22 protein-coding genes, 1 tRNA gene, 1 other RNA gene and 1 pseudogene are annotated in these 22,496 nt (G+C 44.2%); 14 read left to right on the top strand and 11 right to left on the bottom strand.

Going from position 1 to position 22,496, the window contains the following annotated elements:
* Positions 1–37: 37 nt before the first annotated feature.
* From K1J10_RS07255 to K1J10_RS07265, 3 genes are read left to right on the top strand one after another with little or no spacing between them, the layout of a single operon-like run.
* Positions 38–799, top strand: a complete 762-nt coding sequence (locus tag K1J10_RS07255) for a hypothetical protein (protein WP_223356457.1) — start codon at positions 38–40, stop codon at positions 797–799.
* Positions 800–1,471, top strand: coding sequence for an ATP-binding cassette domain-containing protein (locus K1J10_RS07260; RefSeq protein ID WP_195324321.1), 672 nt, complete (start codon positions 800–802; stop codon positions 1,469–1,471).
* A gap of 1 nt (position 1,472) precedes the next feature.
* Positions 1,473–2,069: a conjugal transfer protein gene (locus tag K1J10_RS07265; RefSeq protein WP_195324320.1), complete on the top strand. Its 597-nt coding sequence runs from the start codon at positions 1,473–1,475 to the stop codon at positions 2,067–2,069.
* A 69-nt stretch (positions 2,070–2,138) separates the two neighbouring features.
* Here K1J10_RS07265 and K1J10_RS07270 read toward each other — a convergent pair whose 3' ends face one another.
* From K1J10_RS07270 to K1J10_RS07280, 4 genes are all read right to left on the bottom strand, one after another.
* Positions 2,139–2,552 carry a helix-turn-helix domain-containing protein gene (locus K1J10_RS07270; protein ID WP_223356495.1) on the bottom strand — a complete coding sequence of 138 codons (414 nt, stop codon included), beginning with the start codon at positions 2,550–2,552 and terminating at the stop codon, positions 2,139–2,141.
* Positions 2,553–2,647: 95 nt separating this feature from the next.
* A tRNA-Lys gene (locus K1J10_RS07275) sits at positions 2,648–2,720 on the bottom strand.
* 2 nt (positions 2,721–2,722) lie between these two features.
* Positions 2,723–2,916: non-coding RNA, 6S RNA (gene ssrS, locus K1J10_RS10825), on the bottom strand.
* 66 nt (positions 2,917–2,982) lie between these two features.
* A complete protein-coding gene (locus tag K1J10_RS07280; protein ID WP_223356460.1) occupies positions 2,983–4,254 on the bottom strand; it encodes a replication-associated recombination protein A in 1,272 nt (423 codons plus the stop codon).
* A gap of 114 nt (positions 4,255–4,368) precedes the next feature.
* Here K1J10_RS07280 and K1J10_RS07285 point away from each other — a divergent pair, with 114 nt between their 5' ends.
* The 7 genes from K1J10_RS07285 to K1J10_RS07315 all read left to right on the top strand — a co-directional run bounded on the left by K1J10_RS07285 (position 4,369) and on the right by K1J10_RS07315 (position 9,289).
* On the top strand, positions 4,369–4,839 hold the full coding sequence (locus K1J10_RS07285) for a DUF3013 family protein (protein ID WP_223356463.1): 471 nt from the start codon (positions 4,369–4,371) through the stop codon (positions 4,837–4,839).
* Between the two features lie 18 nt (positions 4,840–4,857).
* Positions 4,858–5,931, top strand: a complete 1,074-nt coding sequence (locus tag K1J10_RS07290; protein ID WP_223356465.1) for a site-2 protease family protein — start codon at positions 4,858–4,860, stop codon at positions 5,929–5,931.
* A 22-nt stretch (positions 5,932–5,953) separates the two neighbouring features.
* Positions 5,954–6,496 (top strand): hypothetical protein, encoded by a 543-nt coding sequence (locus tag K1J10_RS07295; protein WP_223356468.1) that lies wholly within the window; start codon positions 5,954–5,956, stop codon positions 6,494–6,496.
* A gap of 49 nt (positions 6,497–6,545) precedes the next feature.
* Positions 6,546–6,980, top strand: a complete 435-nt coding sequence (locus K1J10_RS07300; protein WP_223356470.1) for an NUDIX hydrolase — start codon at positions 6,546–6,548, stop codon at positions 6,978–6,980.
* Positions 6,977–7,450 carry a GNAT family N-acetyltransferase gene (locus K1J10_RS07305; protein ID WP_223356472.1) on the top strand — a complete coding sequence of 158 codons (474 nt, stop codon included), beginning with the start codon at positions 6,977–6,979 and terminating at the stop codon, positions 7,448–7,450. Before K1J10_RS07300 ends, K1J10_RS07305 begins: the two co-directional genes overlap by 4 nt.
* Positions 7,451–7,587: 137 nt before the next feature.
* The gene (gene prmA / locus K1J10_RS07310) at positions 7,588–8,538 is read left to right on the top strand and encodes a 50S ribosomal protein L11 methyltransferase (RefSeq protein WP_223356498.1); all 951 of its coding nucleotides are present in this window, start codon (positions 7,588–7,590) and stop codon (positions 8,536–8,538) included.
* Between the two features lies 1 nt (position 8,539).
* On the top strand, positions 8,540–9,289 hold the full coding sequence (locus tag K1J10_RS07315) for a 16S rRNA (uracil(1498)-N(3))-methyltransferase (protein WP_223356474.1): 750 nt from the start codon (positions 8,540–8,542) through the stop codon (positions 9,287–9,289).
* A gap of 41 nt (positions 9,290–9,330) precedes the next feature.
* Here K1J10_RS07315 and K1J10_RS07320 read toward each other — a convergent pair whose 3' ends face one another.
* Positions 9,331–11,790, bottom strand: a complete 2,460-nt coding sequence (locus K1J10_RS07320) for a bifunctional 2',3'-cyclic-nucleotide 2'-phosphodiesterase/3'-nucleotidase (protein ID WP_223356476.1) — start codon at positions 11,788–11,790, stop codon at positions 9,331–9,333.
* Between the two features lie 271 nt (positions 11,791–12,061).
* On the opposite strand from K1J10_RS07320, the gene K1J10_RS07325 reads away from it, so the two are divergent.
* Positions 12,062–14,281: a RelA/SpoT family protein gene (locus K1J10_RS07325; RefSeq protein ID WP_223356478.1), complete on the top strand. Its 2,220-nt coding sequence runs from the start codon at positions 12,062–12,064 to the stop codon at positions 14,279–14,281.
* 145 nt (positions 14,282–14,426) lie between these two features.
* On the top strand, positions 14,427–14,870 hold the full coding sequence (gene dtd / locus K1J10_RS07330) for a D-aminoacyl-tRNA deacylase (RefSeq protein WP_223356480.1): 444 nt from the start codon (positions 14,427–14,429) through the stop codon (positions 14,868–14,870).
* 22 nt (positions 14,871–14,892) lie between these two features.
* Here the strand turns inward: dtd and K1J10_RS07335 are convergent, their stop codons facing one another.
* Complete coding sequence (locus tag K1J10_RS07335; protein ID WP_223356482.1) at positions 14,893–15,546, bottom strand: metal-dependent transcriptional regulator; 654 nt, start codon at positions 15,544–15,546, stop codon at positions 14,893–14,895.
* Between the two features lie 140 nt (positions 15,547–15,686).
* Here K1J10_RS07335 and K1J10_RS07340 point away from each other — a divergent pair, with 140 nt between their 5' ends.
* Positions 15,687–16,712 carry a DUF3114 domain-containing protein gene (locus tag K1J10_RS07340; protein WP_223356485.1) on the top strand — a complete coding sequence of 342 codons (1,026 nt, stop codon included), beginning with the start codon at positions 15,687–15,689 and terminating at the stop codon, positions 16,710–16,712.
* A 33-nt stretch (positions 16,713–16,745) separates the two neighbouring features.
* Here the strand turns inward: K1J10_RS07340 and tpx are convergent, their stop codons facing one another.
* The 4 genes from tpx to K1J10_RS07360 all read right to left on the bottom strand — a co-directional run bounded on the left by tpx (position 16,746) and on the right by K1J10_RS07360 (position 19,833).
* The gene (tpx, locus tag K1J10_RS07345) at positions 16,746–17,240 is read right to left on the bottom strand and encodes a thiol peroxidase (RefSeq protein ID WP_040802778.1); all 495 of its coding nucleotides are present in this window, start codon (positions 17,238–17,240) and stop codon (positions 16,746–16,748) included.
* Between the two features lie 87 nt (positions 17,241–17,327).
* A complete protein-coding gene (locus K1J10_RS07350) occupies positions 17,328–18,260 on the bottom strand; it encodes a metal ABC transporter substrate-binding protein (RefSeq protein ID WP_223356487.1) in 933 nt (310 codons plus the stop codon).
* Between the two features lie 11 nt (positions 18,261–18,271).
* Positions 18,272–19,114 carry a metal ABC transporter permease gene (locus K1J10_RS07355; protein ID WP_223356489.1) on the bottom strand — a complete coding sequence of 281 codons (843 nt, stop codon included), beginning with the start codon at positions 19,112–19,114 and terminating at the stop codon, positions 18,272–18,274.
* Positions 19,111–19,833: a metal ABC transporter ATP-binding protein gene (locus tag K1J10_RS07360; RefSeq protein ID WP_223356491.1), complete on the bottom strand. Its 723-nt coding sequence runs from the start codon at positions 19,831–19,833 to the stop codon at positions 19,111–19,113. The genes K1J10_RS07355 and K1J10_RS07360 overlap by 4 nt, the downstream gene beginning before the upstream one ends.
* 148 nt (positions 19,834–19,981) lie before the next feature.
* Between K1J10_RS07360 and K1J10_RS07365 the strand changes: the two genes are divergently transcribed.
* Positions 19,982–21,877 (top strand): M13 family metallopeptidase, encoded by a 1,896-nt coding sequence (locus K1J10_RS07365; protein WP_223356493.1) that lies wholly within the window; start codon positions 19,982–19,984, stop codon positions 21,875–21,877.
* A gap of 221 nt (positions 21,878–22,098) precedes the next feature.
* Here K1J10_RS07365 and K1J10_RS07370 read toward each other — a convergent pair.
* Positions 22,099–22,496, bottom strand: a pseudogene (locus tag K1J10_RS07370) (glycyl-radical enzyme activating protein); the annotation flags it as partial.

Here is a 22,496-nt window from a genome sequence, read left to right on the forward strand (position 1 = left end):
TTGTGTGAATACTTACAGTTTACCCCAATGAAACGCTATGAGTTTTTTTGTTGCACTATATTTTACAATTTATCATATAAAAAAACAAGGTACAATTATAGAAACATATGTAAGGCTGAAAGATAATCAAAGTGTATTTTCTTTTGATAGTGGCAAAAGAATTGATGAAGCAGACTTGAAAAACTATGTTTTGGTAGCAGTAAATGGGAAAGAATTACTCCCAGATTACGGAATCAAACTATCATCTTTAGTAAATGGTCAGCTACATCCATATGTTAAAGAGCCTAGTAGAGGATACGAGAGTTTGAAGGACATAATTGAAGAAACAGAATCTGAACCGTTTATACTCTATATCAGCTCAGTCTACGATGATATAGTTTCAAGAATAGACGGATATAAGATGGAGGCAAGTATATATGTTATTGATCTTGTCTTATCTATTGTTATTTTAGCAACGTTATTAAAAATAGATAAAGAAACATATTTTTATAATCATGGACAACGAATAGATGTTTCTAGGTTGTTGGGATATGGATTTTTTGATATACATCATAAGAAAATTATTGAAAATATCGTTGGTTATATCATAAGTATTATTATTTTATTTATGGTTATTATGGTAACAGGAGTAATAAGTTATGTTGGACAGTTTATACCAAGTGATGGTTGGAGTATGTCTAAACTTTTGATTAGTTTAATAATAGGTATTTGTGGAAGCTTTATATGTTTTGGCATAGAAATTTTACAACTAAAGAAAAGTGAAAGAAGCATTGTACTTAGGTTAAAGGAGGGGTGTTAAATGCAAAAAGAAAAGGAATTGCAAATAACCTTAAGAAATGTCTCTAAGAAATATGGGGAACACAGTATTTTGGAAAATATTAGTTTGGATATTTATAAAGGAGATTTTGTTTGTATCTTTGGGAAGAGTGGAGGAGGAAAAACAACACTTTTGAATATAATTGGGACATTAGAAAATTATGATAGTGGTAGTGTAACCTGTTTTTCAAATCGAGATCCTATAAAAGATCCTAAAGTAGGAGAGCTATTACGCAGAGAAAAAATTGCTTATTTATTTCAAAATTTTGCTTTGGTGGAAAAAATGACGGTTGAGGAAAATATGATGCTTGCTGCCAAATACAATCAAGAAAAAAATAAGAAAAATCTTATAGAAGCTGCCTTGAATAAAATGGGCATTTCAGACAAATTAAAATCGAAGGTTTATGAACTTTCAGGTGGAGAACAGCAAAGGGTAGCCCTTGCAAGAAATATGATAAAACCGTTTGAAATTATGTTGGCGGATGAACCGACAGGTTCTCTTGATTATGAGAATAAAAAAATTGTAATCGATACACTTATTAGATTAAATGATGAAGGTAAGACGATCGTAGTTGTAAGTCATGATAAGGACTTTGAAAAAGTAGCACATAAGAATTATATTATTGAAAAGTCAGCTATAAGGGAGGTGTGTTAAGATGAAAAAGAAGATTGCTTTATTAGTACCGGTTATAGCACTGTGTATTTGTGGTTTATTCTTTTACATGAACAGAAATAGTGATGATATTGATGTTGCATTTACAGTAAAAAATGAAACAAAAGAAAAAATAGATACAGTGGGTATTGCGATGGGGAAAAAATATATTTTGAATAGAACAAATGGAGAAAAATTTTATTTTCCAAAAGATCTAGTCAAAGAAAAACAAGACAAAGCTATTGTTTTTGTAGTATCTAAAGATGGAATCATAGCAAAGTCAGGGGAAATAGATTTAAAAGAAAATAAAGAAGTAAGCATAAGGGAAATTAAAGAAGGAGAAATATCATTGGATATAGCTGCTCAAAAAACAGATATAAAAATTAGTATTCCTAGATTAGATGCTTGGAAAGTTAGTACAGATGAAAAATTTATCAAGGGTTCTTATGAAGCAAATACTGATTCGCAATATACATTATATTTATTAGGAAAAGGCGGAAAATTAGGTATTTCCAGTACAGAAATGAAAGGAATACGTGTTACTGCAAGTTGGGAAAAACCGAAAGATAAAATAGATAGTTGGCTTATATTTAATGATTAAAAACACCCCAAAAGTTAGATTTTTTCTGTCTAACTTTTGGGGTGCAGTTCATATCCTCGCTATTTTTATTTAATCTAATAGGTCCTTATTTTCAATTAAGAGTTCTAGTGGGGATTTATCTCTTGCTACAATAAAACCAGGTTCATATTGGTTATGAAATGTTCTTTTCGGAGAAGTTGGATCAATATACAATTCATCTCCATCTTTTGTGTATAGTTGGTTGCCTCTTGTTAGGTAAAGTAAATCCTCTAAGTATTGTCCATCAGTTTCTAGAAAATGTTCGATGTATTTGACAGCTTTTAAAATCTCACTTACTTTATCAGAGTATTCATTAGATTCAAGAACACTCTTTTCTAACTCAATCTCTTTACTAGTTCCAAATAGTTGGGTTGGAGTTGCATTAAAATATTCTGCTATCTTATCCAAATTTGCAAAGGTAGGATAGCTTTTTTGTTTTTCGTAATCAGAGATGTCTGGAAAGATTGCTCATAAAAAAATGTGGGGCAAATGATGGGGCAAATCAGTTATAGACAAGCAAAAAAGCCTTATAAATCAAGGCTTTTTCCTGTTGATTTAGATGCCCCCTGCAGGGCTCGAACCTGCGACCCATAGATTAAGAGTCTACTGCTCTACCAACTGAGCTAAGGAGGCAAAAAAAAGCTGTATTGGTGCCGAAACTTCACGGTTTGTATTGAACCCGCGCAATTAAGCAGGTGGGCAACTTGCTCTAACTGAAGCTGCTTCCGCGTGATACGGCCTGCATGCTGTTAGAAGTCCTTTGTTTCCCTAATAATACAAAAAATAGTCGGTCAACACTTAAGTGTGAAGTCGTACACCACAGCGTTTCTATATGTATATGATACCATATTTCAAAAAAATTTCAAGGGAAAATCTCATTTTTTTGGAACCGATATCACCTTTTCTTGAGTTGATCAATCTTCTCTTTTGTCGTCCCTAGGGCTCGCTCGTATTTGCCATTTTCATTTGGAGTGAAATAAGAGGCCCCCTTCAGCTTGTCTGGTAGGTAGTCCTGTTGGACCCAATTACCAGGATAATTGTGGGGGTATTTGTAGTCTTGGGCATTCCCCAAGGTCTTGCTTCCAGCATAGTGGCCATCCCGTAAATGGCGGGGGATAGGAAGGTTGCCCGACTTACGGAGGTCAGACAAAGCCTTGTCCATGGCGACGTAGGCCGAGTTGGACTTGGGTGAAAGGGCCAGGTCGATGACGATGTTGGCGATGAGGATGCGGGCTTCGGGGAAGCCGATGCGCTCCGCTGCCTGAAGGGCTGTCACCGTATGGATCTGCGCATCTGGATTAGCCAGACCGATATCTTCGTAGGCAATGACTGTCAAGCGACGAGCTAAGCTGGGTAGATCACCGGCTTCAATCAAGCGTGCGGCATAGTGGAGACTAGCATCGACATCGGATCCGCGGATGGACTTTTGCAGAGCAGAGAGGACATCGTAGTGACCGTCTCCGTCCTTGTCCATAGTGATGTAGCTGCGCTGGAGGCTGTTTTCCATGATGTCGAGACTGATGTGGCGAACGCCATCCTCCCCTTCCTTAGTAGAGAGGACAGCTAAATCGAGAGAATTATAGGCAGAACGCAGGTCCCCATTGGTTGAAGTAGCGATGAAATCCAAGGCTTCCTCATCGAGGGTCACAGGGAAGTCAAAGCCCCGCTCGGGATCGCTCAGCGCCAATTGGATTGCCTCTTTGACCTGTTCATTGGTCAAGGGTTCCAGCTCAAAGATTTGCACCCGACTGCGAATGGCAGGCGTCACGGAGAAGAAAGGATTCTCAGTCGTTGCGCCGATCATGATGACCAGACCGCTCTCCAATAAAGGCAGGAGAAAATCTTGTTTGGTTTTGTCAAGACGATGAATCTCGTCTAATAGTAATACAAGACCACCTGAAAACTTAGCTTCCTCTGCAATCTCTTGCAGGCGTTTTTTACTATCGACAGTTGCATTGAAGGTCCGAAAGGCATACTTGGTCGTGCCCGCGATGGCAGAAGCAATACTGGTCTTGCCAATCCCTGGAGGACCATAGAGAATCATGGACGAGAGACGGTTGGCCTCCACCATGCGGCGAATGATTTTCCCTGGACCGACCAGGTGCTCTTGGCCGATAACCTGGTCGATGGTTTTGGGGCGCATGCGCAGGGCGAGATTGTCCGGCATGAGGGTCTCCTTTCTAGCTTTGTCTCCTTTAAAAGAGGCAGTTTTTATGGTAAGATTGTAGTAACTATTGTATCATATTACGCTCTAAGAGTGGGAAATTAGAAAGAGGACACGATGTCTAAATATGGATTTTTGGATGTTTTAGAAGAGGAAATGGAAAAGGTCTTTCCCTTTGACTTTGAAATCAATTGGGATAAGAAAAATCATGCAGTAGAAGTGGCTTTTCTCTTGGAAGTGCAAAACACAGGAGGAGTTGCCTTGGTCGATGAGTCGGGGGAAGAGTCTGACGAGGATATCTTCTTTGAAGAAGCCGTCATTTTCTACAATCCAGCCAAGTCGCATGTGGAAGAAGATGCCTATTTAACAGCGATTCCTTATGAGCCGAAAAAAGGCTTGTCTCGGGAATTTCTAGCTTATTTTGCGACCTTCCTAAAGGATACAGCCGAGCTGGCCTTGGATGACCTCATGGATTTCTTAGCAGACGAAGAAGCAGAGAGCTTTGAGATCGTCTGGAACCAAGAAGTTTTTGAAGAAGGAAAAGTTGGCCTAGAAGAAAGCACCTTTTACCCTCATCCGAGATATTAAGAAGAAGTGGGAGAGTCAATGAAAAAACTTGGGACCTACCTGGTTTACGGCCTGTCCTTTCTTCTCTTGATGGGTGCTTTTGCCTTGGGGACGATCGCCTTTACGGATTTAGGCTTTCAACTGGTTTTTGTACCGGGCTATCTCTTCACTTTCGGTAGCATGTATCTCATTTTCATTCTCCATGAACTGGGGCATGCTTTTTGTGGCTATCTGACGGGCTATCGCTTCGTTGCTTTAGGCTTGGGAAGTTTCCTCCTGACTAAAAAAGCAGGGAAGTTTCGTCTTAGCCGCACGGCAGTTCTGAAAAATGTCGGCGCCCAGTATATTGGACTAAAAGAGGATGAAAGTGACCAACGAATGATCTTGATGCTTTCAGGTGGGATATTGGTTCATTTGACCTTACTCATCTTATCCATCCTTTTTGGAGTTCTGACACAGAGTTGGTATTTTGCAGGCACATGGATTTGTCTAAATCTCTCCTTCATTTTGGCCAATGTTCTCCCTTTTGGGATTACAGATGGAGCCAAAATGTTAGAATTGATGCGCCATCCTGAAAATGTAACCTATGCTTATCTAGGACTGCGCCATTCTGCTCAGACCCTGCTAGCGCCAGAAGACTACGACCTAAAAGACTTTGTTGGGCCTGTCCCTGAGGAGGCGCGAGGAGGCTTTGTGGAGGGTGCCTTAGCCCTTCAGGGAGAAGTCTTGATCTTAGAGGGCGATCGAGAGGCGGCTAAGGAGCACTTTCAGGCTTTACTGAAGAGGGCAGATAATCCGATGATTCAAACGGCCGCCCAGTTGTCCCTACTGCATATCGCCTTGTTGGAAGGTGATCATGAGAAAGCAGAGGAATACGCGACCATTCGACGAGTCAAGTCTTTTTTGTCGATGAAATTGACCAATATACAGGCGGTCCAAGCCTGGTATCAATTTAAGGTCAAGAAGGATTTGGCCCAGACACACAAGGCGGTCAAGCTTGCCAGACAGAAGATGGATGTGAGCCGCATGCTGCGGGATGAGAAAGCTTATTACCAGCAGTGGTTAGATGAGTTGGAACAAGCCATACAGGAAGAAGAGACTCAGGTGAGCTGAGAAAAGGAAAGAGAGCTGTCCGATGCTTCAGAAATTTAAGCAGTTATTTAGTAAAAAATCCCAAAAATCTCAAGAACGTGAGTCGATCCTTCCCCGCAATCGCTTTGCGGATTTAGATTTTGAGCGAGTATTGAAGTCAGGAACTCGTTGTTGTGTTGATGAAGATGGGCACTATGTTGAGGATGGTAAAATCACATTATTTGAATTTTCTATAGACTTTGCAGAATTTGAGTTCATAGGTGATTTCAAAATTGAGGAGGAAGATCAGTTTAAGCAACTATTAGCTCGTTTGAATAGTTTTGACAATGCCATTCAGTCACATTTGGAAAGCGAGTTGCAACAACCTATCCCTCAGTTTGCCAAGAATCTCGGCTATACTCAGAAGAGGTGGGAGAAAACCTTTTACTTCCATCCTTGGATATTAAGTTTTGATGAAAATCCTCCTAATCTTCGCTATGTTGCCGATTATGTAAATGATGAGTTTACGGTTTATTTTGCTAAAAAACATGGCAGATGGCAGGCGTACTGGGATGCAGAGTGCCAAAAGGTGATTGAAGAAAGCTAGCTCGTATATTCCTAGAGAGTAATTGTTATCATAGAAAAGAGTAAATATCATGGAATTATTAGATAGCAGAATGGATTTCCAAGGTTGCAAGATTGCCTTGATTTGTGGGGATAAGGTCTTGACTATCTTACGTGATGACAAGGACGATATCCCTTGTCCCAACATGTGGGAGTTGCCAGGTGGTGGCCGTGAAGGGGATGAAAGTCCCTTTGAATGCGCAGCGCGTGAAGTTCATGAAGAACTGGGAATTCATTTAAATGAAGATTGTTTGCTTAGGGGAAAAATTTATCCTAGCGTAATCTTTGAAGGCAAGCAATCGGTCTTTATGGTTGGTCAGCTAAGACAAGAACAATTTGACAATATTACCTTTGGAGATGAAGGGCAGGGCTATAAACTGATGCCTATTGAGGAGTTTTTGAAGTCTAAACAGGCAGTGCCTCAGCTACAGGGGAGATTGAGGGATTATTTGGAGGAAAGTTTATGATAACACTTGTTCGAGCGGGAGCAGAAGATTTAGAAACGATTATTGCAATTCAGAGAGCCAGCTTTAAGGCTGTTTATGAAAAATACCATGATGAATATGACCCTTATCTCGAGGACCGCGAACGAATTAAGTGGAAATTAGTGGAGCGTCCCAATAGCTATTACTACTTTGTAAAAAAAGATGAAGAAAAGATAGGTTTTTTACGAATTCAGACCAATGAAGAGTTAACGAAAGCTTGGTTGGGAACGGCAGCGATTTTACCTCCCTATCAAGGAAAGGGGTATGGTTCTGAGGGATTGGAATTGCTGGAAAAGGAATTTCCAACCATCACACAGTGGGATTTGTGTACGGTATTACAGGATGCGGGCATTGTTGCTTTTTATGAGAAAAATGACTACCGTCGAACCCATATTGAGCCTGAAAAAGAAGGCATGGATATGGTTTACATGAAAAAATTGATAGAGAAATAGAAAGGACGGTTCGGTTAAATTTCTAAACTGAACCCGCCCTAAACACTGTGCCAAAAAGATAAACTTCTCATAGATACAAGTGTCTTCAGAGAGTTTCCTATTTTGGATTTGTGTTTTACGGGCTTGGTATCTTAATGATGGAAACATGGCAAGAGTTAAAAGTTACAGTGAAGCGTGAAGGCGAGGAGCTAGTCTCCAACCTCTTGATCGAGTTAGGTGCCCAAGGTGTTGCGATTGAAGACAGCATGGACTATGTGGGCAATGTGGACCGCTTCGGCGAAATTTTCCCAGAGGTCGAGCAACAAGAAGAAATTGTGGTGACCGCCTACTATCCTGATACGGTTGATGTAGCAGCGGTTGAAGTGGATTTGCAGGCGCGTCTCGCTGAATTGACCGACTTTATGGATCTAGGAGAGGTCAAGATGGGGACGACTGCCTTGGCTGAGGAAGACTGGGCAGATAACTGGAAGAAATACTATGAGCCAGCTCGTATCACTCATGACTTGACTATCGTGCCGTCTTGGACAGACTATGAGGCGACTGCTGGGGAAAAGATTATTAAGCTAGATCCTGGTATGGCCTTCGGGACAGGAACCCACCCAACTACCAAGATGAGCCTTTTCGCCTTGGAACATGTTCTTCGTGGCGGCGAAACAGTGCTGGATGTGGGGACAGGTTCAGGTGTCCTTTCTATTGCTAGCTCACTTCTGGGTGCTAAGGAAATATTTGCCTATGATCTGGATGATGTAGCGGTTCGCGTCGCTCAGGAAAATATTGAGCTCAACCCTGGCATGGAAAACATCCATGTAGCCCCAGGCGATTTGCTTAAAGGCGTGGAGATTGAGGCAGATGTCATCGTGGCTAATATCTTGGCGGATATCCTTATCCATCTGACAGATGATGCTTATCGTTTGGTCAAGGACGAAGGTTACCTGATCATGAGTGGCATTATCAAGGACAAGTGGGACATGGTGCGTGAGTCGGCTGAGTCAGCTGGATTTTTCCTTGAAACCCACATGATCCAAGGGGAATGGAATGCCTGCGTCTTCAAGAAGACCAAGGATGTTTCCGGTGTGATTGGAGGCTAGCATGCAGCAGTATTTTGTAAAAGGCTTGGCTAGTTCACCAGTCACCATCGAGGACAAGGAAACCAGCAAGCACATGTTTCAGGTCATGCGCTTGAAAGAAGAGGATGAGGTTACTTTAGTCTTTGATGATGGGATTAAGCGCTTAGCGCGCGTGGTCAATGTAGAAGCCCGTCAGTTGGAACTAATCGAGGAATTAGCAGACAATGTGGAACTGCCAGTCCAAGTGACCATCGCATCAGGCTTTCCCAAGGGAGATAAGCTAGAATTCATCACTCAAAAAGTAACAGAGCTGGGTGCTAGCCAGATTTGGGGATTTCCTGCAGACTGGTCAGTTGCCAAGTGGGACGGCAAGAAATTGGTCAAAAAGGTTGAAAAACTAGAAAAAATTGCCCTTGGAGCAGCCGAGCAAAGTAAGCGGAATCTTGTTCCAAGCATTACCCTTTTTGATAAAAAGGCAGACTTTCTGGCTCAGTTAGAACAGTTTGATCGAATCGTGGTGGCTTATGAAGAGTCGGCTAAAGAAGGAGAGGCAGCAGCTTTACTTCAGTCTCTGACCGGATTGGAAGCTGGAAGCAAACTGCTCTTGATCTTTGGACCAGAGGGAGGCCTCTCCCCTGCAGAAATTGAAAGTTTTACAGCTAAAGGAGCAGTGTTAGCAGGGCTTGGGCCTCGCATCCTACGAGCGGAAACGGCCCCACTCTACGCTCTCAGTGCCGTGAGTGTTGTTACAGAATTAATGAAAAACGCGTGAAGGTAGATCTTCACGCGTTTCTTTATGAGAACAAGAAAGAATTAGTTTTCTTCTTTCTTATGAGATGGGAGAAGGAAGCCAAGTCCGGTCATCACCAATCCGATAAGGGCTAAGATGGAAGCACGTTCTCCTGTTTCAGGCAAGCTTTTTTCGCTGATAGAAGAAGCAACTACTGGCTTAGCAGTTTCTTGGCGAGCTTCTGCAGGGCGAGTTCCTTCTTGACTTGGAGCAGGAAGAGTAATGGTTTGTTGGCTATGAGACAAGGTGATGGTTTCATCTTGTGCCGGTTTCTGATGGTTCGGTACAAAGATAAATGAAGGGTTTCCTGTTTCTGGTTTTGTTGGTTCTTCTGGTTTTGTTTCAGGTTCTACTTTTGGTTCCACATAAACAAAGCGGAATTCTCCAAATCCTTCTTGTTTAGATGGTTCAAGGTAGACAACATCTCCGTCTTTACCAACCAGATCCTTAGCTTTGTCAGCGGTTAAGAAGCGGACATCTACCCCCTTGATGCTGTCGGTAAAGCGCCAGTTGCCGTCTGCACTTGGGTTGATATTCTTTTCTTCCAAGATGTAGTTAATGATAGCTTGGCGGTTTTCCAATCCAAGGAGTTGGTTCAAGCTAGCATCGCGAACGCCTGGGAATGTTCCGTTTGCCCGGTAGTTGTTGGTCACAACGATAAATTCTTGATCCGCGGCTACTTCTTTGCCTTGATATTTCAAGTTGCGGACACGGCTAGCATCGGGGTTAACTGTTTTTCCTTCGCGGTCGTATTTATTTGGCTGGGTCACGTCAAACTCGTAGGTCACCCCGTCGATGACGTCAAAGTTGTAGGTCCGGTAGTTAGGGTTGACAAGCTGTTGAGGCTCTTTGCTCGTTGGGTCAATCGTGTTGAATTGTCCAGCAGACATTTCCAACCATTCCTTGAGTTGCGCACCGGTCACCTTGAGGATGGCAGTGACATTATCATAGAGATAAAGGTCAGCGACGTTCTTGATGGCGATTGGTCCAGCAGGGATATCCGTATAGGCAGTAGCATCCCCACGGGTACCTGCCTTAAATGGCGCCGCAGCAGAGAGGATTGGAAGGTTGGCTTCCGGAGTTCCTGCCAACTCTTTCTTAGCGTACCAAGTTTGAGCGTTGTTCACGATTTGGACAGATGGATCGTCTTTCACAAGGGCAAAGTAGCTAGTAATCGGAGCAGACGTCGTTCCGACTTGTTGGCGGACATATTTGACTGTTCCTTCGTGGGATTCCTTCGCGATCGCTGTAATGCGCTCATCGGCTATTTTTGACTTGGTGTCAATCTTACGGATGGCAGCCTTGCTTCCGACTACAGACCATTTGCCATCTGTGTAGCGCAGGTTGAGATCGATAACTCCGAGGTGGTCGCCGTATTTTCCAGCCATGGTAACCGGTGTACCGTTTATTTTACCGTTTACGCCGTCAACGCCAGCATATTTTTCGTAGAAGCCAGTTCCATTTCCGCTTGGGAATTCTGCGTGTGAGTGACCTGTTACGACAGCGTCAACACCTGGGAGGCTAGCGATTTGGTAACCTTCGTTTTCTTCACCTTTTTCGTACTTGTCGTCTCCGATACCAGAGTGAGAAAGGACGAGGACGACGTCCGCTCCAGCTTTGCGTATTTCTGGAATGATAGCTTGAATAGCTTGGACAGAGTCATTGACCTTGACCTTGCCTTCGAGGTTGGCCTTGTCCCAGCTGAGGATTTGTGGAGGGACGATGCCTGTTACCCCGATATTGACATCGACTGGACGACCGTTTTTGTCAGTATAGGTCTTTTTGATAATCTTATAGGGATCGTAGACAAAGGCACCAGTCTTTGCATCCACAACGTTGGCATTGACGATCGGCATGCCGGCAGTAGAGATGACCTTTTTAAGGTAATCTAGTCCGTAGTTGAATTCGTGGTTTCCAAGGGTTCCTGCATCAAAGCCTAATTTTTGAAGAGCCGCATACATAGGGTGTTGCTCACCATCTTTGATGGGATTGACGATGGCCTTGTAGGTACCAAGAGGAGTTCCTTGGATAGTATCTCCGTTATCAACGAGGAGGACGTTGTTGTTTTCTTTTTTTGCATCTTCGATCAAGACAGCTGTTTTTGCTAGACCAACGTTTTGCGCTGGTTTGTCTTGGTAGTAGTCATAGTTGACCAAGTTGGTATGAAGGTCCGTTGTCGCAAGGATGCGGACATCGACTTCTTGCCCCTCAACTGGAGCGGTCGCTTTTGCATCACTGGCGTTATTTTGAGGTGTAGCTAGAGTCGCTTCGGTTGCTGTAGCAGTGGCTTGTCCGCTAGCAGTCGGAGTGTTATTGCTAGTGGATGCTTCAGTGCTAGTTGCAGGAGTTGCAGCTTCTGTGACAGCAGTTGCTGACGAATCAGTTGCGCTTGAGCTTGTCGCTTCATCTGCTTGGGCAGTCGTCGTTGCCAAGAAAGCAGCAGCAAGGCTGAATAGGGCAGCCTGTTTACGGAATGATGACATGGTTGTCCTCCTAAATAAAATGATGTCTTTCTATTATATCTTATTTTGTTCAGAATTTATTCGTTTTCGTAGGATTTCTATATGATAACTGAATAAAATTTCCTCTAAAATCCGAAAGAAAGCCTAAAAACTGAAGAAAAAAATTTTTAAGTTCGGGAATTGTGCTTCTTATTTTTGGGGAAGCGAGCCCTTTCTCGGAAAGTCAATCGGACTAGTTTTCATATAGAGCTAAAAGTGATAGAATAGAAGGCAAGAAAGTGGAGAAAACTAGATGCCGAAAGAAGAACCTTTAACAGGGGGCCAGGTTATTGCCCTTACCAAAAAATACTTGTCGGGAGAGGATGTTGCATTTGTAGAAAAAGCTCTCCTTTATGCAGTCGACTGCCATAGTGGGCAATTCCGTAAATCAGGTGAACCCTATATCATCCACCCTATTCAAGTTGCCGGCATTTTGGCAAAATTGAAGTTGGATGCTGTGACGGTTGCCTGTGGTTTTTTGCACGACGTTGTCGAGGATACAAACGCGACCCTAGATGATTTAGAACGTGAATTTGGGCACGATGTCCGAGTGATTGTTGATGGAGTGACCAAGCTCGGGAAGGTCAAATACAAGTCCCATGAAGAGCAGTTAGCAGAGAACCACCGCAAGATGCTCATGGCCATGTCTCAGGATATCCGTGTCATTTTGGTCAAGCTAGCAGACCGCTTGCACAACATGCGGACTTTGAAGCATTTACGCAAGGACAAGCAAGAGCGGATTTCCCAAGAAACCATGGAAATATATGCACCGCTAGCCCACCGTCTCGGGATTTCCAGCGTCAAGTGGGAATTGGAAGATCTATCCTTCCGTTATCTGAACGAGGTCGAGTTCTACAAGATTTCCCATATGATGAAGGAGAAGCGTCGCGAGCGGGAAGCCTTGGTAGAAGAAGTCGTCCAAAAGATCGAGTCCTATGCGGCGGAACGCCACCTCTACGGGAAAATCTATGGCCGTCCTAAGCATATCTACTCCATCTACCGCAAGATGCAGGATAAGAAGAAGCGCTTTGATGAAATCTATGACTTGATTGCCATCCGCTGTATCCTAGAGTCACCAAGTGACGTCTATGCCATGCTGGGCTATATTCATGAGCTCTGGAAGCCCATGCCAGGACGCTTCAAGGACTATATCGCCAACCGTAAGGCCAATGGTTACCAGTCTATCCATACGACTGTCTACGGTCCAAAAGGTCCCATCGAGTTCCAGATCCGTACCAAGGAAATGCACGAGGTTGCTGAGTACGGGGTTGCAGCCCACTGGGCCTATAAGAAAGGGATCAAGGGCCAAGTCAATAGCAAAGAATCAGCTATTGGGATGAACTGGATCAAGGAGATGATGGAACTCCAAGACCAGGCGGATGATGCCAAGGAATTTGTCGATACGGTCAAAGAAAACTATCTGGCCGAAGAGATATATGTCTTTACCCCAGATGGAACTGTCCGTTCCCTTCCAAAAGATTCTGGTCCGATTGATTTTGCCTATGAGATCCATACCAAGGTAGGAGAAAAGGCTGTCGGAGCCAAGGTCAATGGCCGGATGGTGCCTCTCAATTCCAAGCTACGGACAGGGGATCAGGTCGAGATTATCACCAATGCCAACTCCTTTGGTCCAAGTCGTGACTGGCTCAATATCGTTAAGACTAGCAAGGCGCGTAATAAGATCCGCCAATTCTTTAAGAACCAAGACAAGGAACTCTCGATCAACCGTGGACGAGAGTTGCTCATGGCTCAATTCCATGAGCATGATATGATTGCCAACAAGTTCATGGACAAGAAGCACATGGACAAGGTCTTGCAAAAGACCAGCTACAAGACCGAAGAGGCCTTATTTGCGGCCATCGGTTTTGGAGAAGTGGGAGCCATCTCTGTCTTTAACCGTTTGACGGAAGAAGAGCGCCGCGAAGAGGAAAAAGCCAAGGCGCGTGCGGAAGCAGAAGAGCTGGTCAAGGGTGGCGAAGTCAAGGTTGAAAATAAAAAAGACACCCTCAAGGTCCGCCATGAAGGTGGCGTTGTCATCCAAGGCGCTTCTGGTCTCTTGATCCGGATTGCTAAGTGTTGCAATCCCGTCCCAGGAGATACAATTGTCGGCTACATTACCAAAGGACGTGGGGTTGCCATCCACCGTCAAGACTGTATGAACCTGCGGGCTCAAGACAACTACGAGCAACGTTTGATCGACGTCGAGTGGGAAGACAATAACACGACCAAGGATTACATCGCCCATATCGATATTTACGGCCTTAATCGTGCAGGCCTCCTCAACGATGTCCTCCAAGTCCTCTCCAACACGGCTAAGATGATCTCAACCGTCAATGCCCAACCAACCAAGGATATGAAATTCGCCAATATCCACATTTCCTTCGGGATTCCAAACCTGTCTATGTTGACAACGGTTGTGGATAAGATTAAGAGTGTGCCGGAGGTGTACTCTGTTAAGCGTACCAATGGCTAATCTTCTGCGAAAATCGACTTCATACTGCGTTAGTTTCGACTGGTCTAACTACAGTTATGCCTGCGTCTCACTGCCTCGTCTGATGTCGATGTTCTTTCAAGGTTAGCGGTGAATGCCCAATAGATTGTTTAAATAGGATAATAAGATGAAATTAGTGATTCAACGGGTCAAAAGGGCCTCGGTTTCTATTGATGGTCAAGTCTATAGTCAGATTCAGGATGGGCTTCTGCTCTTGGTGGGAGTGGGGCCGGATGATGATCAAAAGGACCTGGAATACGCGGTGCGGAAGGTCACCCAAATGCGGATTTTCTCGGATGAAGAAGGGAAGATGAACTTATCTGTCAAAGATATTCAAGGGGAAATCCTATCTGTTTCGCAGTTTACCCTCTTTGCCCAGACAAAAAAAGGCAATCGTCCAGCCTTTATTGGGGCAGCCAATCCAGAGATGGCCAGCCAGCTCTACGATGATTTCAATGATTTGTTGGAAAAGGAAGTCCTTGTCAAACGAGGAGTCTTCGCTGCAGATATGGCAATCGAACTCATCAATGATGGCCCAGTGACTATCATCCTCGATACGAAAAATCCATAGAAGGAAAAAAACATGCCCTTGATTAAAGGGCATGTTTTTCTATGTAAAGTTGTTGGGCAATCAAATGATTGATCTGGATGTCCTGGTCATTGATTTGGAGTTGATAGAGGCCGGTGTAATCATCATAGCCTTTGAAGAGAATGACATCTCCAATGGTCAGCTGGATCTGGTCTAAAAAATTCAGCAATTCAAAGCTATCCTGAACTCTTCGCAAACGATAGGTTCCCAGTTCGCTGACATCGCTCAAACGGTTCTGGTAAGCCTCGATGAGAAGTTGTCCTTTTGGGGGAATAGTTCCTCCGTGGGGGCAGGTCTTAGGAGTGTCTAACATCTGGTCAAGTTTATCGATAAAGCGGTCGGAGACAGTATGCTCGAGCACCTCAGCCTCTTCATGGACTTCTTCAGTTGTATATCCCAGTTTTTTGAGCAAGAACACTTCAATCAATCGGTGCTTGCGAAAGAGATCGGAAACTGTTTGAAGACCGAGCTCGGTGAGCAGATAGCCGTGGGTCTTGTCCTTGATGAGGAGATTCTCCGAGATCATGCGCTTGACCATCTCGGTCACGGCTGGAGGCGAAACCTGCATCCGGGCCGCAATCTCTTTGTTACTAATTTTTTCATGTTGCGTGCCGATTTCATAGATGCACTTGAGGTAATCTTCTTTATTTGGTGTCATAGGGTCCTCTTTTCTTCGCTCCTTCTAGTATATCAAAAAAAGCGCAAAATGGCTTGGCCAGTGGATAGGAATTGTCTAGGAGGGCGAAAGATGATAGTATAGAAGCATAAACCGAAAACAATATGGAAAGGAGGGGGCAGATGCAAGGACAGGAATTGGAAAAACTGGGCTGGACGACCAGAGGTCTCGGCCACTTTGAAAACCGATTGCAGTCTTGCGAAGATGAAGCAAGAAGGCGAGCTTGTTACCGCTCTGTCTTTGTCTTTGCCAGCCCTCTTTTCCAAGAGATGTGGCAGAGAGAATTACAGGGGTTGACGGAAGACCGTGCCCAAGCTCTCTTAAAAGGGGTCATGCACCTTTGTCTTATGCCACGGGATTTATCAGGGACCTGTGAGGAGACTGCCTTCTTACTGAAGCGGTTCTGGCCAGATTGCCCCCCTCATTCCCCTTTTTGGTCCTCTTTTTCAAGAGTGATCCAAGTAGCTTTTGCTCAGGATCCATTGGCTAGCAAAGAGGGAGATCAGCTCTTAAAACGCCAGATCCACCAGTTCCGCTATCTGCTCTCTGCCTACCAGGCCCAGTGGATTCGGGAGCATTATGCCAGAGCGGGGCAGACTGATGAAGAGGAGCTACAAGCTTACTTGCAGGAGACAAAAGGGATCAAAATCGATGCTTATGCAGCGGCTCGTCTCCACAATAAGGTCTATGTGGATCAAGACGGCCAGCTCGCCTTCCCATCTCGTGCTCATGTCCAGTTGAACTTCAAGGTCTTGCTCAACTTCCATACAGAGTATATCCTTGATCAGGGTGGCCAGTTTCTCAACGAAGTGGATCCGTATCAGATTTCTGAAAATGGCATTGTCAATGGAGCTAGTTTCAATTATGGCTTAGCCAAGGGCCAGACCCATAAGGACTTGGATATCGATCCCGTCAAACCGTGGGATCCGCCATTTCGCAAGCAGGTTCTCTATCAGCAAGGTGTTCGCTATCTCGCTCCGAAGAATGATCGCAGTATTGAAGGATACTGGAGCCGAAAAGGAACCTTTGCACAAGGGGGCAAGAGCTACAAGCAACAGGTAGCAAAGCGCGTGCGGAAGTTCCTCAGAGGCATCCCACGCTTACGCTGGCGACTTTTACTCAAGAATGGACTCCATCGGATTTTATAGCAATGAAAAAGAGGTCGTAGACCTCTTTTTCATTTAATCAAGTGCTTTGACGGCTTCGATTGCCGCGTCGTAATTGGGTTCGCTGTTGATGTTGTCTAGGTATTCGACGTAAGTGACCTTGTTGTCCGCATCTAGGACCAAGACAGCGCGTGCGAGCAAATGCCATTCATTGATCAAGAGGCCATAGGCTTTTCCGAAGGAATGGTCGAAGTAGTCTGAGAGCATGATGGCATTTTCGATCCCTTCAGCAGCACACCATTTACCTTGAGCGAAAGGAAGGTCGACGGAAACCGTCAAGACCACAGTGTCCTCCATGTCAGAGAGGGCCTGGTTGAAGTGACGTGTTTGGGTGGAACAGATACCTGTGTCAATAGATGGGATCACGCTGAGGACTTTTTTCTTCCCAGCAAAATCAGCCAAAGATTTTTTCTCTAAGTTTGGTGTAGTCAGTGAAAAGTCATGAGCAGTATCGCCAACTTGAAGTTGAGATCCGGTAAAGGTAACAGGGTTTCCTAAAAATGTTGTCATAGCAAAGACTCCTTTTTTCTTTTCATTGTACATTAATGAAGGGGGAAGAGCCACTGATTTGTTTGAGAATCTAATCAGTTTGGAATCTTATTTGTTCAAACCTTCTGCGATTTTCTCCAAATTCCATTTCATCATGCTGTAGTAGCTGTCGCCTTCTTCGCCTTCTTTGGCGATCGAGTCAGTAAAGATCTTTGCAAAGATAGGGATATTGCTATCCTTAGACACAGTTTTCATAGGACGCTCATCGACACTGGATTCGACAAAGAGGGACGGTACTTTGGTTTGACGCAATTTCTCTAGCAGCGTTTTGATTTGTTCAGGTGTCCCTTCTTCTTCAGTGTTGATTTCCCAGATATAGGCAGATGGGACGCCGTAGGCTTTGGAGAAGTACTTGAAGCAACCCTCACTGGTTACGATCATCTTCTTCTCTGCTGGGATGTTATTGAATGCTTGCTTGGCTTCTTGATCCAGCTTGCTCAGTTTTTCAGTATAGGCTGCTAGATTTTTTTCGTAGAAGTCCTTATTTTTTGGATCTTTGGCGATCAATTGTTTAGCAATGTTTTTAGCATAGATGATCCCGTTTTCGAGATTGAGCCAAGCGTGAGGGTCTTCTTTTCCAGCTTGGTTTTGGCCTTCTAGGTAGATGACCTCTACGCCATCGCTGGCAGCGAAATAGTCCTTGTTTTCTACTTTATTAGCATTTTTGACCAACTTGGTAAACCAAGCATTGCCACCCGTTTCGAGGTTGATGCCGTTGTAGAAGATGAGGTCTGCTTGTGAAGTTTTTTTGACATCTTCTGGGAGTGGTTCGTATTCATGGGGATCTTGGCCGACAGGGACAATACTGTGTAGCTCGATTTTATCCCCCGCGATATTTTTGGTGATATCTGCGAGGATGGAGTTGGTGGTGACCACCTTCAATTTATCAGATGAGGACTTGGAAGAAGAGCCTTTGCTACAGGCCAACAGGCCAAATAAGAGCGCCACAAAGAGGGCGAGGACAGAAGCGATTTTTTTCATGTGTTTCTCCTTTAATGAGGTGAAAGAGCGTGCTTATTCTTTCTCTGCTTAGGAGCGATAAAGAAGCTGATGAGAAAGAAGACTGCAGAAGTGAGGACGATACAAGACCCAACGGCGATGTTAAAGCTGTAGCCAATAAAGAGTCCCAGGATGGATGCAAGAGCACCTAATCCGGATGAAAGGAGCATCATGGACCAGAGGCTATTGGCATAGAGATAGGCTGTCGCAGCGGGTGTGATGAGCATGGCAACGATGAGAATGGTCCCGACACTCTGCATAGCAGTGACAGAAACCAAGGTCAAGAGCACCATGAGAAGGTAGTGATAGACCTTGACCCGGACGCCCATGGACTGAGCCAGAACGGGGTCAAAAGATGTGAGCAGTAAGGGTCGAAAGAGCAGGCAAATCACCAGCAAGACCGCCACCCCAATACCGATGGTCATCCACATATCCTGGTCTTGCACGGCCAAGATATTCCCAAAGAGGATGTGGAAAAGGTCGGTGGAACTTTTAGCGATTCCAATCAGAATGACTCCTAAGGCGAGGAAAGAAGAAAAGGTAATCCCAATTGCAGTGTCGCTCTTGATGATGGAGTTGCTCTTGATATAGGTGATGAGGATGGAAGCTAAAAGTCCAAAGGTAATGGCGCCAATAAAGAAATTGATGCCCAGGATAAAGGACAGAGCCACACCAGGAAGGACTGCGTGAGAGATGGCATCTCCCATGAGAGACATGCCTCTTAAAATGATGAAGCATCCGACAGCGCCAGCGACAATCCCGATGGTAATAGCTGTGATTAGGGCATTCTGTAAGAAGTGGAATTGCTGTAATCCATCGATAAATTCTGTAATCATCCGACGCCACCTCCTATAAAAAGTTCATGCCCGTAGGCTGCATGCAGATTTTCCTTGGTAAAGGTTTCTTCTGTTTTCCCAAAAGCAATCAGTTTGCGGTGAAGGAGGAGGACCTGGTCAAAGTAAGCTGGGACCTTGCTGAGGTCGTGATGGACGATCAGAATGGTCTTGCCTTCTTTTTTCAAGGTCTGGAGGGTCTGCATGATGATGTCTTCGCTGACAGAGTCAATCCCTGCGAAGGGCTCATCCAAAAAGATGACATCTGCTTCTTGGACCAAGCAGCGGGCGATCAGGACCCGTTGAAATTGCCCTCCTGAAAGCTGGCCGATCTGGCGATCCGTTAGATCAAGAAGATTGACAAGTTTCAAGGCATTTTCCACCTTTTGAAGATCCTCTTTGCTTTTTCGCTTGAAGATCGAAAGATGGGGATAGAGACCCAGTGAGACACACTCCCGCACCGTGATGGGGAAGTGGAAATCAATAGCGGATTTCTGTTCGACGTAGGCCACTCGTTGAAGAACTTGGCCGAGGTCTTTTTGATCGAGCTGGACCTTTCCCGAATGGGGGAGAAGTCCTAGCATGGCCTTGATCAGGGTTGATTTTCCAGCTCCGTTGGGTCCAAGAATGCCTAGGATGGTTGGACCCTGGATGGTGAGGGAAAGATCCTCCAAGGCCAGTGTTTGCTGGTAAGCAACACTTAGATGTTCAATTTGAATCATGATTTTACTCCTTTACCATTAATATACATGAATGAAAAAATTAAGTCAAGTTAATTTTTAAAATAATTTAGATTAAATCTTTTGTAATCATTGAAAAATAGACCTATTTTTGATAAGGTTAATAGAAAAGAATGAAAGTGAGAAGATCATGGTACGTTTACAAGATGATTTTTATGATTACGTCAATGGGGAATGGGCTGAGACAGCTGTGATTCCTGATGACAAACCGTCAACTGGTGGTTTTATGGACTTGATCCAAGATATCGAAAACTTGATGTTGGATATCACTGGAAAATGGCAACGGGGAGAAGAGCTGCCTGAAGACAGCATTCTGCAAAACTTTGTCAAATACCATAAAATGGTGGCAGATTTTGATGCGCGAGAAGCAGCTGGTGTAGCACCAGTCATGCCCTTGATCAATGAAATTAAGGCTCTGTCTTCTTTTGAAGACTATACCAGCAAGTTGGGCACCTATGAACTAGCTGGCAAACCAAATCTCTTGCCATTTAGCGTGTCACCAGACTTTAAGAATGCCCAAATGAATGTCTTGTGGGGAGAAGCTCTTGCTCTTATCTTGCCAGATACGACCTACTATGAAGAGGGCAACGAAAAAGGCCCAGAATTACTGGCTATCTGGCGCCAGATGATGGAAAAACTCTTGCCAAAATTTGAATTCTCAGAGGAAGAAATCAAAGATATCCTGGATAAGGTGATTGCGGCCGATGCAGAATTGGCCAAATATGTCTTGTCAAACGAAGAAAAATCCGAGTACAACAAACTCTACCATCCTTATGAGTGGGCAGATTTCAAGGCCTTGGTTCCAGAATTGCCACTCGATACCTTCTTTACAGAAGTGATCGGGCAAACGCCAGATACTATCATTGTTCCAGAAGAGCGCTTCTGGAAGGAATTTGCGCCAAAATTCTACTCAGCAGCCAACTGGGAAACCCTTCATGCCAAGTTGAAACTCAGTGCAGCTCTTTCTTGGACGTCTTTCTTGACTGAAGAAATCCGTGTCTTATCTGGTGAGTATAGCCGTACGATTACAGGGACACCAGAAGCACGTCCGAAAGAAAAAGCCGCTCTGGCCTTGGCGGAAGGGCCTTATAGCCAAGCGCTTGGACTCTGGTATGCGGGCGAAAAATTCTCACCAGAAGCGAAAGCAGACGTAGAGCATAAAGTAGCGACCATGATTGAGGTTTACAAGGATCGCTTAGAAAAAGCGGACTGGCTCGCTCCTGAGACTCGCGAAAAAGCCATTGTCAAACTCAATGTCATCACACCGCATATTGGCTACCCTGAAAAATTACCAGAAACGTATGCCAAAAAGATCATCGACGAGAACAAGACCTTGGTGGAAAATGCTCAAAAATTGGCTCAAATTTCCATTGCCCATACTTGGAGCAAGTGGAACCAACCGGTTGATCGAAGCGAGTGGCACATGCCAGCTAATATGGTCAATGCCTACTATGATCCGCAACAAAACCAAATCGTCTTCCCGGCAGCAATTCTGCAAGCACCATTCTATGACCTTCACCAATCGTCATCAGCCAACTACGGCGGAATCGGTGCAGTCATTGCCCATGAAATCTCCCACGCCTTTGACACCAATGGTGCTTCCTTTGACGAGCACGGTAGCTTGAAAGACTGGTGGAAGCCAGAAGATTATGAAGCCTTTACTGCTCGCACGCAAAAAGTTATCGATCAGTTCGAAGGTCAAGACTCATACGGTGCCAAGATTAACGGGAAATTGACCGTTTCTGAAAACGTGGCAGACCTCGGAGGGATCGCTGCAGCCCTTGAAGCGGCTAAGAAAGAGGAAGATTTCTCAGCAGAAGAATTCTTCACCAACTTTGCTCGCATCTGGCGCATGAAAGCTCGGACAGAGTACATGCAACTTCTCGCCAGTGTCGATGTCCACGCACCAGGAAAACTCCGTACCAATGTCCAATTACCAAACTTTGACGAATTCTTTGAAACCTTTGATGTCAAAGAAGGTGACGGCATGTGGCGCGCCCCAGAAGACCGTGTGATTATTTGGTAAATTAAGATAGGAGAGACGATTCGGTTTACCGAAACTTCCTGCAGAAAAATAGGAAATCAATGCCGCATTCCATGAATGCCAATTGATTTATCTTTTTTCCAAAGGAAGTAGTCTCGACTTCAATTAAGCAATTTGATTTTCTCGATGCTCGTGAAAGAATAAGAAATCCCCAAAGCCAAGTTTCAATCTACTGAAACTAGCTTTGGGGATTTTTGAGTGGATTAGAAATAACAGTGAATGTCATGATCTAAAAAAACTTGCTGGTAGTCATATAAATCTTCTGGATGCAGGGCTTTTATTCCTTCCATTTCATAGCGACGTCCTAAAAGTTTGTATTTATTTTCTCCAAACTGGTGAAATGGGAGAAGTTGTACTTCATCGATGTTGAGAGAATTAAAAAGGGAAGCAAATTCTTCAGCATCAGTTAAAGAGTCATTGAAATTAGGAATGACTGGAATACGTAAAACGATTGTTTTGTTTTGAGCAAAGGCATAATGAATATTTTTAATAATCAGATGATTGTTGACTCCGACAACCTTCTTGGTAGTGTACAATAAGTTGTGTAAACACAAAAAGGAATAAATCCTGTATAGTAGAGTTGCAACACATTTACTAGAAA

It is taken from the genome of Streptococcus australis, from assembly GCF_019930045.1.
Lineage (GTDB): Bacteria > Bacillota > Bacilli > Lactobacillales > Streptococcaceae > Streptococcus > Streptococcus australis_D.

Coding starts and splice junctions, on each gene's coding strand:
- K1J10_RS07255 (WP_223356457.1), top strand. CDS start 38: ATGAGTTTTTTTGTTGCACTATATTTTACAATTTATCATATAAAAAAA.
- K1J10_RS07260 (WP_195324321.1), top strand. CDS start 800: ATGCAAAAAGAAAAGGAATTGCAAATAACCTTAAGAAATGTCTCTAAG.
- K1J10_RS07265 (WP_195324320.1), top strand. CDS start 1,473: ATGAAAAAGAAGATTGCTTTATTAGTACCGGTTATAGCACTGTGTATT.
- K1J10_RS07280 (WP_223356460.1), bottom strand. CDS start 4,254: ATGCCGGACAATCTCGCCCTGCGCATGCGCCCCAAAACCATCGACCAG.
- K1J10_RS07285 (WP_223356463.1), top strand. CDS start 4,369: ATGTCTAAATATGGATTTTTGGATGTTTTAGAAGAGGAAATGGAAAAG.
- K1J10_RS07290 (WP_223356465.1), top strand. CDS start 4,858: ATGAAAAAACTTGGGACCTACCTGGTTTACGGCCTGTCCTTTCTTCTC.
- K1J10_RS07295 (WP_223356468.1), top strand. CDS start 5,954: ATGCTTCAGAAATTTAAGCAGTTATTTAGTAAAAAATCCCAAAAATCT.
- K1J10_RS07300 (WP_223356470.1), top strand. CDS start 6,546: ATGGAATTATTAGATAGCAGAATGGATTTCCAAGGTTGCAAGATTGCC.
- K1J10_RS07305 (WP_223356472.1), top strand. CDS start 6,977: ATGATAACACTTGTTCGAGCGGGAGCAGAAGATTTAGAAACGATTATT.
- prmA (WP_223356498.1), top strand. CDS start 7,588: ATGGAAACATGGCAAGAGTTAAAAGTTACAGTGAAGCGTGAAGGCGAG.
- K1J10_RS07315 (WP_223356474.1), top strand. CDS start 8,540: ATGCAGCAGTATTTTGTAAAAGGCTTGGCTAGTTCACCAGTCACCATC.
- K1J10_RS07320 (WP_223356476.1), bottom strand. CDS start 11,790: ATGTCATCATTCCGTAAACAGGCTGCCCTATTCAGCCTTGCTGCTGCT.
- K1J10_RS07325 (WP_223356478.1), top strand. CDS start 12,062: ATGCCGAAAGAAGAACCTTTAACAGGGGGCCAGGTTATTGCCCTTACC.
- dtd (WP_223356480.1), top strand. CDS start 14,427: ATGAAATTAGTGATTCAACGGGTCAAAAGGGCCTCGGTTTCTATTGAT.
- K1J10_RS07335 (WP_223356482.1), bottom strand. CDS start 15,546: ATGACACCAAATAAAGAAGATTACCTCAAGTGCATCTATGAAATCGGC.
- K1J10_RS07340 (WP_223356485.1), top strand. CDS start 15,687: ATGCAAGGACAGGAATTGGAAAAACTGGGCTGGACGACCAGAGGTCTC.
- tpx (WP_040802778.1), bottom strand. CDS start 17,240: ATGACAACATTTTTAGGAAACCCTGTTACCTTTACCGGATCTCAACTT.
- K1J10_RS07350 (WP_223356487.1), bottom strand. CDS start 18,260: ATGAAAAAAATCGCTTCTGTCCTCGCCCTCTTTGTGGCGCTCTTATTT.
- K1J10_RS07355 (WP_223356489.1), bottom strand. CDS start 19,114: ATGATTACAGAATTTATCGATGGATTACAGCAATTCCACTTCTTACAG.
- K1J10_RS07360 (WP_223356491.1), bottom strand. CDS start 19,833: ATGATTCAAATTGAACATCTAAGTGTTGCTTACCAGCAAACACTGGCC.
- K1J10_RS07365 (WP_223356493.1), top strand. CDS start 19,982: ATGGTACGTTTACAAGATGATTTTTATGATTACGTCAATGGGGAATGG.